At 42.8% G+C, this 16,978-nt stretch carries 15 protein-coding genes and 2 riboswitches; of the genes, 12 read left to right on the forward strand and 3 right to left on the reverse strand.

Features of this window, described 5'->3' with window-relative positions; all coding sequences use genetic code 11:
• Window positions 1-205: 205 nt before the first annotated feature.
• The 4 genes from L1765_RS01165 (at window position 206) to L1765_RS01180 (ending at window position 3,654) form a co-directional block, all read left to right on the forward strand.
• The gene (locus L1765_RS01165; RefSeq protein WP_236403506.1) at window positions 206-793 is read left to right on the forward strand and encodes a TetR/AcrR family transcriptional regulator; all 588 of its coding nucleotides are present in this window, start codon (window positions 206-208) and stop codon (window positions 791-793) included.
• 304 nt (window positions 794-1,097) lie between these two features.
• Window positions 1,098-1,877: an enoyl-CoA hydratase gene (locus L1765_RS01170; protein WP_236403508.1), complete on the forward strand. Its 780-nt coding sequence runs from the start codon at window positions 1,098-1,100 to the stop codon at window positions 1,875-1,877.
• A 14-nt stretch (window positions 1,878-1,891) separates the two neighbouring features.
• Window positions 1,892-2,659 (forward strand): electron transfer flavoprotein subunit beta/FixA family protein, encoded by a 768-nt coding sequence (locus tag L1765_RS01175; protein ID WP_236403510.1) that lies wholly within the window; start codon window positions 1,892-1,894, stop codon window positions 2,657-2,659.
• Between the two features lie 20 nt (window positions 2,660-2,679).
• The gene (locus L1765_RS01180; RefSeq protein WP_236403514.1) at window positions 2,680-3,654 is read left to right on the forward strand and encodes an electron transfer flavoprotein subunit alpha/FixB family protein; all 975 of its coding nucleotides are present in this window, start codon (window positions 2,680-2,682) and stop codon (window positions 3,652-3,654) included.
• A gap of 54 nt (window positions 3,655-3,708) precedes the next feature.
• Here L1765_RS01180 and L1765_RS01185 read toward each other — a convergent pair whose 3' ends face one another.
• Both L1765_RS01185 and L1765_RS01190 read right to left on the reverse strand, forming a co-directional pair.
• Window positions 3,709-3,858 (reverse strand): tetratricopeptide repeat protein, encoded by a 150-nt coding sequence (locus L1765_RS01185; protein WP_236403517.1) that lies wholly within the window; start codon window positions 3,856-3,858, stop codon window positions 3,709-3,711.
• Window positions 3,859-3,942: 84 nt separating this feature from the next.
• Window positions 3,943-5,559: a long-chain fatty acid--CoA ligase gene (locus L1765_RS01190; protein WP_236403519.1), complete on the reverse strand. Its 1,617-nt coding sequence runs from the start codon at window positions 5,557-5,559 to the stop codon at window positions 3,943-3,945.
• A 328-nt stretch (window positions 5,560-5,887) separates the two neighbouring features.
• Here L1765_RS01190 and trxA point away from each other — a divergent pair, with 328 nt between their 5' ends.
• The 6 genes from trxA to L1765_RS01220 all read left to right on the forward strand — a co-directional run bounded on the left by trxA (window position 5,888) and on the right by L1765_RS01220 (window position 13,288).
• Window positions 5,888-6,202 carry a thioredoxin gene (gene trxA, locus L1765_RS01195; protein ID WP_236403521.1) on the forward strand — a complete coding sequence of 105 codons (315 nt, stop codon included), beginning with the start codon at window positions 5,888-5,890 and terminating at the stop codon, window positions 6,200-6,202.
• A gap of 177 nt (window positions 6,203-6,379) precedes the next feature.
• Complete coding sequence (gene uvrC / locus L1765_RS01200) at window positions 6,380-8,161, forward strand: excinuclease ABC subunit UvrC (protein ID WP_236403523.1); 1,782 nt, start codon at window positions 6,380-6,382, stop codon at window positions 8,159-8,161.
• Window positions 8,162-8,237: 76 nt separating this feature from the next.
• Window positions 8,238-8,420: riboswitch (Lysine riboswitch) on the forward strand.
• 177 nt (window positions 8,421-8,597) lie between these two features.
• Window positions 8,598-9,836, forward strand: coding sequence for an aspartate kinase (locus tag L1765_RS01205; RefSeq protein WP_236403525.1), 1,239 nt, complete (start codon window positions 8,598-8,600; stop codon window positions 9,834-9,836).
• Window positions 9,837-9,916: 80 nt separating this feature from the next.
• Window positions 9,917-10,564: a PAQR family membrane homeostasis protein TrhA gene (gene trhA / locus L1765_RS01210; RefSeq protein ID WP_236403526.1), complete on the forward strand. Its 648-nt coding sequence runs from the start codon at window positions 9,917-9,919 to the stop codon at window positions 10,562-10,564.
• 50 nt (window positions 10,565-10,614) lie between these two features.
• On the forward strand, window positions 10,615-12,174 hold the full coding sequence (locus L1765_RS01215; protein ID WP_236403532.1) for a Na+/H+ antiporter: 1,560 nt from the start codon (window positions 10,615-10,617) through the stop codon (window positions 12,172-12,174).
• Between the two features lie 208 nt (window positions 12,175-12,382).
• Window positions 12,383-13,288 carry a DMT family transporter gene (locus L1765_RS01220; RefSeq protein ID WP_236403536.1) on the forward strand — a complete coding sequence of 302 codons (906 nt, stop codon included), beginning with the start codon at window positions 12,383-12,385 and terminating at the stop codon, window positions 13,286-13,288.
• A gap of 134 nt (window positions 13,289-13,422) precedes the next feature.
• Here L1765_RS01220 and L1765_RS01225 read toward each other — a convergent pair whose 3' ends face one another.
• Window positions 13,423-14,010 carry a biotin transporter BioY gene (locus tag L1765_RS01225; RefSeq protein WP_236403537.1) on the reverse strand — a complete coding sequence of 196 codons (588 nt, stop codon included), beginning with the start codon at window positions 14,008-14,010 and terminating at the stop codon, window positions 13,423-13,425.
• A gap of 224 nt (window positions 14,011-14,234) precedes the next feature.
• A riboswitch (SAM riboswitch) is annotated at window positions 14,235-14,346 on the forward strand.
• Window positions 14,347-14,454: 108 nt separating this feature from the next.
• On the opposite strand from L1765_RS01225, the gene metX reads away from it, so the two are divergent.
• Together metX and L1765_RS01235 are read left to right on the forward strand one after the other, a co-directional pair.
• Window positions 14,455-15,564, forward strand: a complete 1,110-nt coding sequence (gene metX, locus L1765_RS01230) for a homoserine O-acetyltransferase MetX (protein ID WP_236403541.1) — start codon at window positions 14,455-14,457, stop codon at window positions 15,562-15,564.
• Window position 15,565: 1 nt separating this feature from the next.
• Window positions 15,566-16,903, forward strand: a complete 1,338-nt coding sequence (locus tag L1765_RS01235; RefSeq protein ID WP_236403543.1) for a homoserine dehydrogenase — start codon at window positions 15,566-15,568, stop codon at window positions 16,901-16,903.
• The last annotated feature ends 75 nt before the right edge of the window (window positions 16,904-16,978 follow it).

Genomic DNA, 16,978 nt, shown 5'->3' on the forward strand with positions numbered 1-16,978 from the left:
GATACCCATGCATATAAAAACATGTTAAAATAATTTAGAAAAATGATTGACAATTAAATTTTCAGATAGATATAATAAATGTATACTGAATGAATAGTCATTCATTTTTTGGTATCTGAGTAAATGGCAAAGCTAATTTGTTCTGCATCTTTGACCTTCGCCAAGAATTGGAGAATGTCAAGTTTGTGTAATTGGGGGGATAAGTATGGCGAAACGAACCGGAGAAAAGTATGATGCAATTATTGAAGCAGCTGTTAGGGTCATCGCTAAACACGGGTATCACAATGCCCATGTTACTAAAATTGCAAAGGAAGCAAATGTAGCTGATGGGACCATCTATCTCTACTTTGAAAACAAAGATGATGTTTTAATTTCACTTTTTCAAGAAAAAATGGGTCAGTTTGTTGCAACGGTTCAGGAGAATATTGGGAGAAGGATAACTGCCAAAGAAAAATTGCACGAATTGATTCGGACCCATCTTGCCCAACTGGCTGCAGATAAGGATTTGGCCATTGTGACTCAGATTGAATTGCGCCAATCCAATCCCATTGTTCGGGAGGCGATTAGTGAAACTCTAAAGCAATATTTCCGAATTATTGATTCCATAGTTAAGTTGGGAATTGAAGAAGGAGTATTCTCTGAAAATATTGATCTCAGAATGGCTCGCATGATGATTTTTGGGACTTTAGATGAAACCGTAACGGCGTGGGTCATGAAAGATGGAAAATTTGATTTGCTGGAAGGTGTTGATTCCATCCATTCACTTTTCTTATCTGGATTGTCTGGGAAATGAAGCGGAATTAAACATCCATAACCAAAAGGATCACAAATTGATATGAAATGTATTTTCATATCAATGGGGTCAGTTTGAGGACTAATTTCCGTTTTTTAGTCCCAAAGTTTGGCATAGAAATCGAAGGCTGTTCTTAGTAAATTCATTAGCTTCCGTTCATATTAAATTAATGGCGCTATGCCTCTGGATAAGATCAACTAAACTTCATATGGAGAATACATTCCGCCTGAAGTAAGTTTCCTATATAATTAAACTGAATAACCTTAACTATATGAAAATTTTAAAACGGGATAGGAGGAAATATATGGGATTTACCAATGTGAAAGTGGAGATAGTGGATTCCATTGCCAAGGTTATCGTCGATAACCCGCCGGCCAATACCCTTAGTACCGCTACCCTGAAAGGCTTAGATGATGCCATATCAACCATTGAGGCCAACGATCAGGTAAAGGTAATTATCATTACCGGAGCAGGTAAATTTTTTGTTGCTGGTGCGGATATTAAGGAATTTACTCAAGTTAAAGATGGCGAACAAGGAGAAGCGATGGCTCGGGTTGGACAGCAGCTGGTTGATCGGATTGAAAATTTGAAGAAACCTGTGATTGCGGCAATTAATGGAGCCTGTTTAGGCGGTGGATTAGAGTTAGCGATGGCATGTCACATTCGAGTCAGTGCTCATTCAGCCAAATTAGGACTTCCTGAACTTAATTTAGGTTTAATTCCCGGATTTGGTGGCACCCAGCGTTTACCACGCATCGTTGGTTTTAGCAAAGCTACTGAACTGATTCTTACCAGTGAAATGGTCTCAGGAGAACAGGCTGAAAAAATGGGGTTGGTCAACTATTCAGTTCCATTGGAAGAGCTGGAAAATACGGTTCAGCAATTGGCGGAAAAGATTGCCGGCAAATCCAGTGCAACGATAGCTTTGGCTTTGGAAGCCATTGCCGCGGCTCAAAAAGGCAATCTGCAGGAGGGACTTATAAAGGAAGCGGCTTTATTCGGAAAAGCCTTTACAACAGAAGATCAAAAGGAAGGGGTTCAAGCATTTATAGAGAAAAGACCCCCTCAATTTAAAAACCGCTAAGGAGGATCTAATATATGAACATACTAGTATGTCTAAAACAAACCTTTGATACAGAAGAAAGGATTGTCATTCAGAATGGTCAAATCAGTGAAGAAGGGGTTGAATTTATCATCAATCCCTATGACGAATATGCCGTGGAAGAAGCCCTGAAATTAAAGGAACAGCACGGCGGAGAAGTGACCGTGATAACCGTTGGACCAACCCGGGCTGAATCTGCCTTGCGCACCGCCTTAGCCATGGGAGCAGATAAAGCGGTGATCGTCGATGATGAAAGTCTCTTTGGAGATGAGTACACCATTGCCAAAGTATTGGCAGCCGTCGTAAAACAAAGGGAATACGATATCATCCTCGGCGGAAATATGGCGGTGGATGATGGTTCCGCCCAGGTGGGGCCAAGGTTGGCCGAAGAGCTGGGAATTCCCCATGTCTCCACTATTGTCAAGTTGGATGTGGAAGGGAACAAAGCCCGTGTAGAAAGGGATGTGGAGGGAGACACCGAAGTGATCGAAGTTCATCTTCCCGTTCTGGTCACGGCCCAGCAAGGATTAAACGAGCCAAGATATCCCTCCTTGCCCGGGATCATGAAGGCAAAAAAGAAACCCCTTGAAAGATTAGGCGCCGGTGACCTCGGATTAGACCTGTCCGTGATCAAGAGTAAAACCGAATTGGTTGATCAATATCTTCCACCCAAAAAAGAAGCAGGAAAAATCCTTCAGGGTGAAATTGGAGATCAGGTAAAAGAACTGGTACAGCTTCTTCGCAATGAAGCCAAAGTCATATAGTAGAGAAGGGGGAAGAAACCGTGAGTAAAAATATATTGGTATTTGCCGAAACAAGAGATGGACAATTGCGCAATGTATCCCTGGAATCCCTGTCTGCGGCCCGGAGAGTGGCCAATGGCGGAAAAGTAGCTGCCGTACTATTCGGAAGAGAAGCATCTGCAATAGCAGATAAATTAGCTCAATATGGGGCGGATCAGGTATATCTGGTAGAACATGAGCAGGTAAAACAATATACCAATGACGCCTATACCCAGGCCTTTGTACAGGTGATCGATGCGGTAAAACCGGATGCCATCTTCATGGGGCATACTTCCATTGGTCGGGATTTGGCACCCAGAGTGGCAGCAAAGCTGGGGTTGGGACTCATATCTGATTGTACAGACATTTCTGTAGAGGGAGATGAGGTGATTTTTACCCGTCCCATCTATGCCGGGAAAGCCTTTGCCAAAAAGAAAGTGGTAGACGGAACCATCTTTGCTACCATTCGTCCCAACAACATAGCCCTCGATGAACCGGAGACAGGAAAAACAGCAGAAGTGGTCAACTTTTCTGTGGATATCAAGGATCTGCGTACCCTTGTAAAGGAAGTGGTGCGAAAAGCTTCCACCGGCGTGGATCTTTCCGAAGCCAAGGTGGTTGTTTCCGGGGGGCGGGGAGTGAAAAGTGCCGACGGATTCAAGCCCCTTCAGGAATTGGCTGATCTGTTGGGCGGTGCAGTTGGAGCCTCCCGCGGGGCATGTGATGCCGAATACTGCGATTACTCCTTGCAGATTGGGCAGACAGGCAAGGTAGTTACTCCAGACCTGTATATCGCCTGCGGAATCTCCGGAGCGATCCAGCATTTAGCCGGTATGTCCAACTCCAAGGTGATTGTAGCAATCAATAAGGATCCGGAAGCCCCCATCTTCCAGGTGGCCGATTACGGGATCGTAGGAGATTTATTTGAAGTGGTTCCCTTATTAACAGAAGAATTTAAGAAACTGTTAAGTGAATAAGTGAATAAGCGAATAAGTGAATAATAGCCAGATTTGAAAAAAACCCGCTTTCTGTCATTGGACAGGAGGCGGGTTTTTGTAAGCAAAATGATAAAAATGAGCCGCATGTTTATATTCACCTTTTTCATAAAACAGATGGGCAATGTCTGGTAGATCGTTATGCAGAACATTTATTGAACAATCATTTTTCAATAATTCCAACATTTGATTGAAGGCATTTACCGCTTTTTCTTCTGTTTTTAAGGACGTATTGAGGAGATTATTGCATTTTTTTACTATGGTATAAAACTATGAAGATTTATACAGACTTTTCACCTGATCCCTTAGGGCCCGCTTTAAGAATTTGCCTACAGTTGTCTTCGGGATTTCATCCATAAAGATCACATCATCCGGCAGCCACCATTTTGGGAACTGGGGCTCCAGGAAGGAAATAATTTCTTCCTTGTCCACCTTATCTTTAAACGGCGGTTTTAACACGACACAGGCTACCGGGCGCTCCTGCCATTTTTCATGGGGGACGGCAACGACGGCGGCTTCAGCGACCGCCTCATGCCCCATGATGGCGTTTTCCAAGTCAACAGTGGAGATCCATTCCCCTCCACTTTTTACCAGGTCTTTCGTCCGGTCCACGATCTTTACATACCCTTCTTCGTCTACGGTTACCACATCACCGGTGTGGAGCCAACCGTCCCGGAAGGTTTCTTCTGTCCGTTCATCCTTATAATACTCACTGGCAATCCATGGTCCCCTCAATAAAAGCTCTCCCATTTCCTTACCATCCCATTTCACTTCACCATTGGCTCCTACCACTTTCATCTCTACACCGGGAGACAGCAAACCCTGTTTCGCCAATAAGTCATATTGTTCTTCCTGGCTTAAATGATGAAGATCCCTCTTGATGCGGGAGACAAATACTAAAGGAGTGGTTTCAGTCATTCCGTAAGCGTGAAGCAAGGAGATTCCATATTTTTCTCTAAATGTCTTAATCATCGATTTGGGCGCAGCCGAACCACCGCAAATGAGTGTTTTTAGATGGGAAAGATCATAGGACTTTTTCTCCAATTCGTGCAATACTCCCATCCATACGGTGGGGACTCCGGCAGAAACGGTTACTTTTTCCGTTTCAAACAATTCCAGAAGAACCTGCGGGGTAGGCATGGGACCAGGGAGAACCTGCTTGCTCCCTACCATGGTACAGGCAAAGGGGAGTCCCCAGGCATTGGCATGGAACATGGGAACAAAGGGCAGCAAGGTATCCTGTTGGGAGACCCCCAAGTTGTCTGACATGGCAATCGCCATACTGTGGAGAAATAACCCCCTGTGGGAGTAGACAACCCCTTTTGGATTACCGGTGGTGGCAGATGTGAAACACATGCCGGCAGCATCATTTTCATCGAGATCATCAGGGAAAATGAAATTTTCATCTCCTTCTTCTATCAATTGCTCATAGGAATAGGCCGGAGAAAGGGAGGTGTTTAACTCCATTTGATCGGTCATAATGACATAGGCTTTTACGGTTTTCAGCTGATCCTGAACGGCTTCGATCATTGGAACGAGAGTTTCATCAACAAAAAGAACTTTGTCTTCGGCATGATTGGCGATATAGCTGATATGCTCCCTGGAAAGCCTGATGTTAATGGTATGAAGGACCCCTCCCATACACGGAATGGCGAAGTAACATTCCAGATGGCGGTGGTCATTCCAGGCGAAGGTGGCTACCTTATCCCCCCGTTTAACCCCCAGTTTCTGAAGAGCGCTGGCCAATTTAGTCGTTCGCCGGTGAAAATCGGAGTAGTTATAACGGAATATTCCTTTAGAGGTACGTGATACAATTTCATGTTTTGGAAATAAAGTCTTTGCCCGATCAAAGATGTGCTTTAATGTTAACGGGTAATCCATCATCATTTACCGCCCCCTATTTTTATATGAGATAAAAAATTATCAATTATTACAATATTATAACATTAAAGCGTTTTCATTCATAGAAAAAGCTGAGCAGGATATCTACTCAGCCAAGTTTTCTTTATCAACTGTAGAAGCAGAACTCAAGATTTACACGTCCGCAATCTACATGAATCAGCCACACTGCCCTTTCTAAGAAACTAAAAAAATATCAGGTTTCAACGGTAAAAAATTAGGGAATGTAACAGGGTGTTGGATAATTTAACCCTTCAGTGGTATACTCTTAGGTGTATGTACTGATGATTATTGGTAAATGAGGAGGATTTTTAACATGGCCATTGTAAGTGCATCTGATCAAACCTTCCAGAATGAAGTTTCAAATGGAACGGTTGTCGTTGATTTTTGGGCCCCATGGTGTGGACCTTGTAAAATGATTGCCCCTGTACTGGAAGAGATTGATTCAGAAGTGGGTGATAAGTTAAAAATTGTAAAGGTAAACGTTGACGAAAATCCCGAATCCGCTGGTAGATTTGGAATTATGAGCATTCCAACACTGTTGGTTTTTAAGAATGGGGAACCTGTTGATAAAATTGTAGGGTTCCAACCCAAAGAAGCCTTAATGGGAACAATTAATAAGTATTTATAAGCTTAATGGGCTTCTGATTGGTAACAACGCTTCTGTGCTTTTGTATATTTTCAAAAGGCTCTTTAACATGTGTTGAAGGGCTTTTTTGATGTTCATGTAATACTAGTCAAACGTGAATTCCAAAAGGCGATATAATATAATGGGGTAGACGCTGCACACATAAGGAAGGGATCCGTCATGACATCATTATCATTGAAAGAAAAGCTGTCATTTTTACCGGATAAGCCTGGCTGCTATTTGATGAAGGATTATGAAGGAAAGGTGATCTATGTTGGAAAAGCCAAAGTGTTGAAAAATAGGGTACGTTCCTATTTTACCGGCAGCCATGATGGAAAAACTCAAAGGTTAGTTAGCGAAATAGTCGATTTTGAGTATATCGTTACCGATTCAGCATTAGAAGCCCTCATTTTGGAATGTAACCTGATAAAAAAATATTCTCCAAGATATAACGTGATGCTGAAAGATGATAAAACTTATCCCTATATCAAATTAACCAGGGAAGAACATCCCCGTTTGGAAGTAGTTCGAAAGATTAGAAAGGATAATGCAAAATATTTTGGCCCTTATCCCAATGCAGGGGCGGCGCAGCAGACCAAGAAGCTTCTCGATCGATTATATCCCTTGAGGAAATGTAAAACGATTCCCGATCGAGTCTGTTTATATTATCATATGGGCCAATGTATTGCCCCATGCATTCAAACTGTAGAGAAGAAAACATATCAGAAAATCACCCAAGAAATTACCCGTTTTTTAAAAGGTGGGCATGAAAAGATCAGGGAAGAACTGTATCAAAAAATGAACGAGGCTAGTGAGAATCTCCAATTTGAACGGGCAAAGGAATACCGCGATCAAATCTTGTATATGGACGCCGTCATGGAGAAACAGAAAATTACCTTTCAGGACCATGTGGACCGCGATGTTTTCGGTTATGCCGTTGACAGGGGATGGATGTGTGTTCAGGTCTTTTATCTTCGTCAGGGCAAGATGATTGAGAGGGACGTTTCGATATTCCCCTATTTTGGCGATGAGAAAGAAGATTTTTTGTCTTTTGTCACCCAATTTTATTACGACAGACAGCAAACGCTTCCCAAGGAAATTTTTCTTCCCGAAGGAACAGAAGGTGAAGAACTTTCCCAATGGCTGCAGGTAAAAGTATCGATACCAAGACGGGGGTTAAAGAAAAATTTAGTAGAGATGGCCACAAAAAATGCGGAAATTGCCCTACAGGAGCGTTTCCGCTTGCAGGAGAAGGACTATGCCCGAACCGTCGATGCCCTACATCAACTGGGGGAGAGAATGGGGATTGGAACCCCTCATCGCATTGAGGCCTTTGATAATTCAAATATTCAAGGCACGGATCCGGTTTCTGCTATGGTTGTTTATATTGATGGGAAGCCTGACAAAAAAGAATATCGAAAATATAAAATACGAACGGTTGTAGGGGTAGATGATTATGATACGATAAGGGAAGTGATTCGCAGGAGATATACTCGGGTATTAAAAGAGGAACTCCCCTTGCCAGACCTAATTTTTGTCGACGGAGGAAAGGGACAAATATCTGCTGCTGCAGACGTTTTGGAGAATGAACTGGGGCTTTTTATACCGGTATGCGGAATGGCAAAGGATGAAAGACACCGAAGTGAACAATTGTGGATGGGTCAACCTCCACAGCCCGTTCCATTGGATAGGCACAGTGAAGCCTTTTATCTGATGCAGAGAATACAGGATGAGGTCCACCGTTTTGCCATTACTTTTCACCGGGAAACCCGCGGCAAAAGAATGGTGTCATCTGTATTGGATGAGATTCCGGGAATCGGTCCAAAGAGAAAGAGGGTTTTGTTGCAGCATTTCGGCTCGGTGAAAAAAATAAAGGAAGCCTCTCTGGATGAACTCAAAGAATTAGGGTTTCCTGAACCTTTGGCAAAGAATCTTCTGGAGCATCTTGACAAGGAAACTTAGGGAAATTGGGGTTTACACTTTCTGATGTCCCATGGTATAATCCATTACAATTAAATATGTAACACCTCACTGCCAGAAGTGAGGTAGAGGCGCAAAGACCATGAGTAACCCATTGGAGAAAGGCATCGAAGAAAATGGGAGAAAGGGGAATTTGCCGAAGTGTTCCATTTGGCCAAAATGGAATGCTGGGCTTACACTGAATAAGTGTAAGACTGTCACTATCCATGACCCCCATGGATAGTGGAGCACTATCTTGCGATGGGGAGAGGTGGCGGTCAATGTCTACGTGACAACGACAAGGCTAACCTTGTTGTTGTCTTTTTCATTTTTTGGACCCTTTATAATGTCCGTATTAAGAAGACACATGTGCTTTTATAAGGGACGAGATTGCAGAAGTGAGAAGTAATTTGTTTTTTTAGGATGGGAGGAGAAGAGATTGGGTATTATTGTTCATAAGTATGGGGGAACCTCCGTTGGATCAATTGAAAGGATTCAGTGTGTGGCTCAACGTGTAGCCAAGGCAGTGGATGAAGGATGTCAGTGTGTGGTAGTCGTGTCAGCTATGGGAAAATCCACAGATGTTTTGGTAGACATGGCAAAACAAATTGCGCCTTATCCGAGTGAGAGGGAGATGGATATGCTCCTTGCTACTGGTGAGCAGGTATCCATTGCTTTATTAACAATGGCCTTTCATCAGTTGGGGTATGATGCCGTCTCCCTTACCGGATGGCAGGCGGGAATTTTGACTCAACCGGTTCACGGTCGAGCGAGAATTACAGGAATTGATAACGAGAGAATCATTTCATACCTAAATGAAGGCAAAATTGTTGTGGTTGCTGGGTTTCAAGGAATGACTGAAGATGGACAGATTACGACCTTGGGTAGGGGCGGATCAGACACTACTGCTGTTGCTCTGGCTGCCAGTTTGAAGGCAGATTTATGCGAGATATTTACCGATGTAACCGGGGTATATTCAGCAGATCCACGGGTGGTTTCTCGAGCAAGAAAACTGTCTTCCATTTCCTATGATGAAATGTTGGAATTGGCCAATCTGGGGGCTGGGGTCCTTCATCCAAGGGCGGTGGAATGTGCGAAGAAATATGGAGTTCGGTTAACGGTTCGCTCCAGTTTTGTTGAAGAAGAAGGAACACGGGTAGAGGAGGTTTCAAGTATGGAAACTGGATTAGTCGTCAGGGGTGTTGCCCATGATGAAGATGTGGCAAGGGTAACGGTGATTGGAATGCCTAGCCGGGTCGGATCACTTTCCAATTTATTTATGACTTTGGCAGAAAATAATATCAATGTAGATATTATCATTCAAAGCTCTTATGATGCGGAAGAAACAAATATTTCTTTCTCTGTTTCAACTGCAGATTTGAATAAAACATTACGTGTGTTGGCAGCTCACCAGGAGAAGCTGAATTTCCAATCCATTTCCCATGAGGCCGATTTGGCGAAGGTCTCGATTGTAGGGGCTGGAATGATCAGCAATCCAGGAATTGCTGCTCAAATGTTTAAAGAATTGAGCGATGCAGATATTCCGATTCGGATGGTCAGCACATCAGAAATCAAAGTCTCCTGTGTCATTCCGAAGGAATTCACCTTGTTAGCGGTTAATACCCTTCATACGGCTTTTAAACTGGATGTGGAAGAAGAAGCTGTTGTTCATGGGTAAAGGGTTTCCTTTTTTTTCAGAACACGATAAACTGTTGATAAAGGTAATTACGAAATGACAATCAAAGGAGATTAAATCAAATGACACGGTGGAAAATGAAAGAACCGGTTAATACTTGGACGCATTTTGTCACGTTTTTGGCAGGAATCGTTGGGTTGATCTTTTTAATCATCCTATCTAAGGACAATCCTTCCAAGCTTATCACCATGACGATTTATGGGATAAGTATCATTATGTTGTATGGGGCTAGTACTTTGTATCACTGGTTACGTACCACACCGAGGAAGGAACTCGTTCTTAAAAAGATCGATCACATCTCTATCTTCATTCTTATTGCTGGAACCTATACACCAGTATTTTATTATGGCTTAAGCGGGACTTGGAGATGGGCGATGCTCAGTTCTGTTTGGGCTATCGCCTTGATTGGCATAATATTAAAAATTTGGTTTATACATGCACCCAGGTCTGTTTCCACTATTTTTTACATCACATTGGGTTGGATTGCTATTATTCCATTTGTAAAGTTGGTGGAAAATTTCCCGATTGGAGCCATTGTATTAATGATCACCGGTGGAGTAGCGTATACGATTGGCGGTATCATTTATGCCACAAAGATATTTGATTTTTTTCCAAAGAAGTTTGGCTTCCATGAAATCTTCCATCTGTTCGTGATGGCCGGAACCATTCTTCATTTTATTATGGTTGCCGTATTTATTTTGCCTTCTTAAACGGAGTATCCCTCAGCAGTGCTATTTAGTTGTAATAAAAGGAGTATTGCATGGAAACACAATTTGAGTTGGTCTTACTTTTATTAGCGATTGCGGCAGGGGTAACTGCTTTCGCCAAAAAACTGAATCTCCCCTATCCTATTGCGTTGGTTATTGTAGGAGCAATAATAGGATTATTACCAATTCCAGGACTTGAGGAATTGAAGGATTTTTTTGCCGAGGATGAAGTGTTTCGCTTTGCGATCATATCAATTTTTTTACCTACCTTGTTGGGTGAAGCTACCCTTAAACTTCCCTTTTCTCATCTTAGGGAAAACAGGGGTCCTATCTTAACTTTAGCGCTCGTTGGGACCCTGGTATCCTTTATCGTCGCGGGATTGTTGACGGTGCAGTTTTTAAGTCTTCCCTTACAGGCGGCTTTTGTATTTGCTGCATTAATGGCAGCGACAGACCCGGTCAGTGTTTTATCTATTTTTAAAAGCATGGGGGTAAATCACAGGTTATCCATCATCATGGAAGGGGAAAGCCTGATTAATGATGGAGTGGCCGTTGTCCTGTTCACCATTGCCGCATATCAGATGAGCACATTTATAGAGGCTGGACCCTTTGGTATTGCCATGGGGCTGTTTCAGTTTTTTAAGGTTGTGATCGGCGGATTGCTTATAGGAGGTTTGCTGGCATACTTCTTCTCAAAATTGACAAGATTTTTTGATGATTATCCCCTTGAAATCATTTTTTCAATGCTTTTGTTTTACGGTGCTTTCTTCATTTCCGAAGCCTTCCATGTTTCTGGAGTGATTGCGGTTGTAATAGCAGGTCTTATCTTTGGAAACTACGGAGCCCGTATTGGTATGAGTCCAACGACCAAATTAAATATTAAAAACTTTTGGGATGTAGCAGCACTAGTAGCCAATTCTTTGGTTTTTCTCATGGTCGGTTTGGAGATCATGCGAATTTCCTTGTGGGATAAATGGATGTATATCATTGGAGCCATCTTAATTGTCCTCGCTTCCAGAAGTATTGCTGTCTATACCAGTGTAGGCTTTATTCGCCATATTCCCCGAGCATGGAAGCATGTGTTTAATTGGGGAGGGCTGAAAGGGTCATTATCCATTGCCCTTGCCTTTAGTCTGCCTTCATCATTTCCAATGAGAGAAGAAGTGTTGGTACTGGCCTTTGGAGTTGTACTATTTTCACTAATCGTTCAAGGTTTAACCATTAAACCCTTGGTTTCCTGGTTGGGTGTACAAACTGGAGGCGCAGCTCTTTCAAGCTATGAAACCATTTTAAGCAGAATCTATCGCTACACTTCCGGGAAGAAACGGTTGGAAAAAATGAAGGATGAAGGAACACTTTCTCCTGTTATATTTCGTCAGTTAGGCGGCAAATACGAAGAACAATTAAATGATCTGCATCATCAGTTAAACCATCTATATCAGCAAAATCCAGAAATTCAAAAGGAACAGATGGAAAGAGCCATAAAGGAAGCTTTATATGCAGAACATGAGGCTGTGGATCACTTATCCAGCCATCATCTCATTTCCGATCAAGTGTCGGATGAACAGAGAAAAGAAATCATTGAGTTGTTAGAGCAGGAAAAGGAGAAGTAAGAAATTTCTATATGTAAATCGTGTTCCGATTTGATGGTGAAACTGGCTGAATGTTTGAAAAACTGGAAGGGGGAATGTGTTGTGCTGTTTGAGTGTGATGTTCCCGTATCCCTCTGAGAACCAAGGGGGTGTAAGGGTTTTATAGGAACCCGCTCCGCTTGGGAATTGAAAATTGATTGACTAATAATGAATAGCGGAGGGGAACAGGATGAGATTATGGTTAGGCACTTTATGCTTATCCCTTGCAGCCGCCATTTGGGGTGGAGTTTATGTGGTCAGCAAATATGTGATGGAGTATATACCACCCTTAACTCTTCTTTGGATACGTTATGTCATTGCTGTTGTGACTTTGGTGTTGGCAGTTCTGTTAAATAAAACCCAGAGGAGGAGTTGGAAAATAGAAAAGCAGGATCTTTCCCTGCTATTTAAAATTGGGTTTGTTGGTTACTTTATTTCCATTGGCGCCCAATTTGTCGGGACCTATTTGTCCAATGCTTCGATGGGTGCATTAATTACATCGTCCACACCTGCTTTTGTTGCCATATTTGCCTTTTTTCTGTTAAAGGAAAAATTGACCTTTCAAAAAATAATTTCCATCTTTATTGCGACCGTTGGTGTTGTGATTGTTGTTGGATTCGATCCTAGCGGATCTAATTTTACCGGTAATTTGGTTTTACTGTTAGCTGGAATTACCTGGGCGCTATATTCGGTGTATGTCAGGATGGCTACTCAAAAATATACCACACTAATGGTCACCATCTATGGGATGCTGTTTAGTTTGATTTTCACCACCCCAACCATGTTGTGGGAATTAAGCAAAACCCCGGTGCAGTTTTCCTTTTCCGGTTTGATTTGGCTCGGGGTGTTGTATACCGGAATCATATCTACCGCTCTTGCCTTTTTCCTTTGGAACAAGGGCTTTCAGTTGTTGGAAGCAGGAACCGCCGCCATCTTTTTTTTCGTTCAGCCGGTAGTTGGGGCTCTTCTAGGCTGGCTGCTTCTGGGCGAAGAGCTTTCTCTCAAGTTTTTCATAGGTGGGGGCTTAATTTTCTTAGGAGTAATATTGGCCACTTTGAAGTTTCAAACTTATTTAAAGCGGGAAGAAGCAAAGTAAACAATTTTCTGATGGTCTCTCTCACTCTATGAAGGAAAAGTTAGATTTAACGTCTATAAACAAATTAAAAACCTGCCCCTTTCAAGAGCTGTACACAGCTGTAACATCGGGTGCAGGTTTTTTCATTGGTTAATTTATACAGTGTGTGATTTTCCAAAAGACAGCTGACCTGCAGAAATGAGTCGGCTGACCAAAATGCTGCCCAGATATGCACTGATCATCATCTTGATGATGTCGAAAGGAACGAAGGGATAAACACCGGCAGCCAGAGCCTTCCCCCAGGTGAGGGATAAAACCAGTTTTAGTTGAAAGGCTCCCAGTAAATAGATAAAAAACAGTCCGACCAGATTGGCAAACAAGAACCATCCGTAAGAAAGTTTGTCCCGCTTTGCCGCTTGTTCCACAATCCATCCCACCACAAAAGCAGCAACGACATATCCGATAAGGTATCCTCCTGTTTTTCCAACGATAATTCCAATTCCTGAAGTGCCTTGGGCAAACACAGGAGCTCCGGCAATTCCCAATAATAAGTATACAATCATGGCTAATGCTCCATAGCGGCTCCCTAATACGGCTCCAGTCAGTGTCACGGCGATGATTGACAGGGTAAACGGAACAGATTCAGACAACGGTGTTGTAAATGAGATTCGGGCAAAAATAACCGTAATTGCTGCAAATAATCCAGTTAGAATCAACATTTTTAAATGATAGGACTTCCCCATATATTCTTCTCCTCCCCTTCTCTATATTTCTTCCCATTTTTACTATCTGTTAACGTTATAATTTTTATAGTTAACAAATAGCTAGCTTCAGTTTACTGATTCGATGGGTATAAGTCAATAAGATCACAATCAAAATTTTATGGATTGACATATTTCGGGGAATATCTTAATATGAATTCTAACAATTCTAAATGGATGAACTAAAAACTTGATATCTTGGATGACTCTTATCCAGAGAGGTGGAGGGACTGGCCCGATGAAACCCGGCAACCCCGAAGTTCAGACTTCGGAGAGGTGCTAATTCCAGCAGAACGGATGAGTTCTGGAAGATAAGAGAGGCTTGGTTCCGATGCTAACCCCTCTTCTTATCGAAGTGGGGATTTTTACTTTATAAAGAGGATTTTATGTTTTTGGAGTTGTGAGTGAAGAGAGAGGGAATGAAAGATGGCTATAGATATAATAGAAGTGATGCAGGTTCAAAAAGTATCCTTGGGCGAAGTACTCCTTGAATGTGGAGAAACGTTGCCCCATGTGGAGGTTGCCTTTGAAACTTCCGGTTTTTTAAACCGGGATAGGAGTAATGTTGTCCTTGTTTGCCATGCCCTAACTGGAGATGCCCAAGCGGTGGGGACTACAAAAAATCCGGGATGGTGGAGCGGGCTGATTGGACCGGGAAAGTATATTGACACCAATCAGTATTATGTCATTACCACTAATGTACTTGGAGGTTGTTACGGCACAACAGGGCCATCCAGCATAAATCCGAAAACAGGCCAACCCTATGGAGCGGACTTCCCTACAGTAACGATTCGCGATATGGTCCATGTGCAATACCTACTCTTGAAAAAGTTGGGAATTTCCAAGTTGTATGCTGTTATCGGGGGATCAATGGGAGGCATGCAGGTTTTGGAATGGGGAATCAGTTATCCCCAGATGATTGAGCATATCATTCCCCTGGCTACTTCCGCCTATTTATCACCAATGGCCATTGCTTACAACGATATCGGACGTCAAGCCATCCTGTCTGACCCGGAGTGGAAAGGGGGACATTATTATCCCGGAAGGGGTCCTGTTAAGGGACTATCCATTGCCCGGATGGTGGGAATGATTACTTACCGGACCGCAGACCTGTTCGAAGAGAGATTCGGAAGAACGATGAGACAAGACCATCAAGTTACCCAATTTGACTCCGTTTTCCAAGTGGAAAGCTATTTGAGATATCAGGGAGAGAAACTGGTTGACCGGTTTGATGCCAATTCGTATCTTTATCTCCTAAAAGCCATGGATTCCCATGATATCGGTCGTGGAAGGGGCGGCTGGAAAACTGCTCTCAGTCACATAAAATCCAAGGTGCTGCTGATTGGAATCACCCGGGATCTGTTATATACTGTCCAGCATATGGAAGAGATGCAGTCATCCCTGAAGCAAGCCAGGGTGGATTCGACCTATATAGAGATTGATTCTAAATTTGGCCACGATGGATTTTTGGTAGAATTTGAGCGAATCGGCCCACTGGTTGAGTCATTTTTAAGCAAAAAAGGGGTGCATCAGTAGAATGAAAAAGATAAAAATTGCCTTGTTGGGTTTAGGAACAGTTGGTTCCGGAGTGGTAAAAGCACTCCGTCAAAACGAAAAAGTACTTGCGGAAGAATGGGGAGTCTCCCTTGAAATTCTTAAAATATTAGTCAGACAGCTAGACAAGAAAAGAAATGTCCAAGTCGACCCGTCTGAACTAACTTCCAGCTTTGAAGATATCATTCAAATTGGAGAGGTTTCCATTATTGTTGAAGTAATGGGAGGGATTGAGCCTGCCAGAACATACATCGAAGCCTCGTTAAAAAAAGGATGCCATGTCATTACCGCAAACAAAGAGTTAATGGCAAAGCATGGAGACGAGTTGCTGCAGTTAGCACAGTCTCAAGGGGTACATCTTTTGTATGAAGCTAGCGTGGCAGGGGGGATCCCCATTCTTAGCACCTTAAGGACAGCTTTGCGGGTCAATCGCATTCAAAAAGTGTATGGGATTTTAAATGGAACAACCAATTATATTTTGACCCAGATGGAGGAACATCATCGACCCTTTTCGGAAGTACTTACGGAGGCACAGCAGTTGGGATATGCTGAAGCTGACCCCACTTCAGATATTGAAGGATTTGATGCGGCATATAAACTGACCCTATTATCCCGAATCTGTTTTAAAACTCCCATCGCCATTGGTGAAGTGAAGAAAGAAGGAATTACAACCATTACCCCTGAAGAATTGCAGTTATCCCTCCGGTTGGGGTACCGTGTCAAACTGTTGGCCTTAGGGGAACAGGAAAGTAACACAGTCCAGTTATCGGTTAAGCCCACCCTTTTACCCATTGATCATCCTCTGGCACAGGTGAAGGATGTATTTAATGCGGTATATGTGAAAGGGGATGTGGTAGGAGAATTATCTTTTATTGGAAGAGGGGCTGGGGAATTTCCAACCGCAAGTGCAGTGGTAGAAGATATCATGTATGCCCTCCATCATCCGGTCTTGCCAAGGAGAGAGTATAAGCAAACCCTTGAAATCGGGGATGAGCAGCCGCAGGCAGACAAAGGGACCTTCATACTAGCTAAATGGCCGGTAAAAACTGCTAGCAAAGGACTAAATGTCCTTTGCGGAGAACTGGAGGCAAATGGGATCGATGTGATGGAAGTAGAGGAGCAATTAAAAGGGGACCATCTGATGTTTGCGATTCTCACTTCACAAATTCCTTCTCATTTTTTTCTATCGGAATTAGATTGGCGAAGCGGTGAAAAACCAGTAAGCTTTCTTACTAGACCGGTGGTCTTGTCTAAACATCATGTAAAGGAAAAGAAAACCGAGATCGAAAGAACAGGTAAAGCAGATAAAGCAGTTGTTTAACTGCATGTGCCAGAATTTTCTCGCCTTTTAGGCACGTTTCTGACGGTATCCATCATTTGCAAGGAGTGGGGATAC

The organism is Microaerobacter geothermalis (assembly GCF_021608135.1).
In the GTDB taxonomy this organism is placed as follows: Bacteria; Bacillota; Bacilli; order DSM-22679; family DSM-22679; genus Microaerobacter; species Microaerobacter geothermalis.

Bases quoted from the DNA above. Each gene is read 5' to 3' on its own strand.
- trxA (WP_236403521.1), top strand. From the start codon at position 5,888: ATGGCCATTGTAAGTGCATCTGATCAAACCTTCCAGAATGAAGTTTCA.
- L1765_RS01190 (WP_236403519.1), bottom strand. From the start codon at position 5,559: ATGATGATGGATTACCCGTTAACATTAAAGCACATCTTTGATCGGGCA.
- L1765_RS01175 (WP_236403510.1), top strand. From the start codon at position 1,892: ATGAACATACTAGTATGTCTAAAACAAACCTTTGATACAGAAGAAAGG.
- L1765_RS01165 (WP_236403506.1), top strand. From the start codon at position 206: ATGGCGAAACGAACCGGAGAAAAGTATGATGCAATTATTGAAGCAGCT.
- L1765_RS01225 (WP_236403537.1), bottom strand. From the start codon at position 14,010: ATGGGGAAGTCCTATCATTTAAAAATGTTGATTCTAACTGGATTATTT.
- L1765_RS01220 (WP_236403536.1), top strand. From the start codon at position 12,383: ATGAGATTATGGTTAGGCACTTTATGCTTATCCCTTGCAGCCGCCATT.
- L1765_RS01215 (WP_236403532.1), top strand. From the start codon at position 10,615: ATGGAAACACAATTTGAGTTGGTCTTACTTTTATTAGCGATTGCGGCA.
- L1765_RS01170 (WP_236403508.1), top strand. From the start codon at position 1,098: ATGGGATTTACCAATGTGAAAGTGGAGATAGTGGATTCCATTGCCAAG.
- L1765_RS01235 (WP_236403543.1), top strand. From the start codon at position 15,566: ATGAAAAAGATAAAAATTGCCTTGTTGGGTTTAGGAACAGTTGGTTCC.
- uvrC (WP_236403523.1), top strand. From the start codon at position 6,380: ATGACATCATTATCATTGAAAGAAAAGCTGTCATTTTTACCGGATAAG.
- trhA (WP_236403526.1), top strand. From the start codon at position 9,917: ATGACACGGTGGAAAATGAAAGAACCGGTTAATACTTGGACGCATTTT.
- metX (WP_236403541.1), top strand. From the start codon at position 14,455: ATGGCTATAGATATAATAGAAGTGATGCAGGTTCAAAAAGTATCCTTG.
- L1765_RS01185 (WP_236403517.1), bottom strand. From the start codon at position 3,858: ATGTTGGAATTATTGAAAAATGATTGTTCAATAAATGTTCTGCATAAC.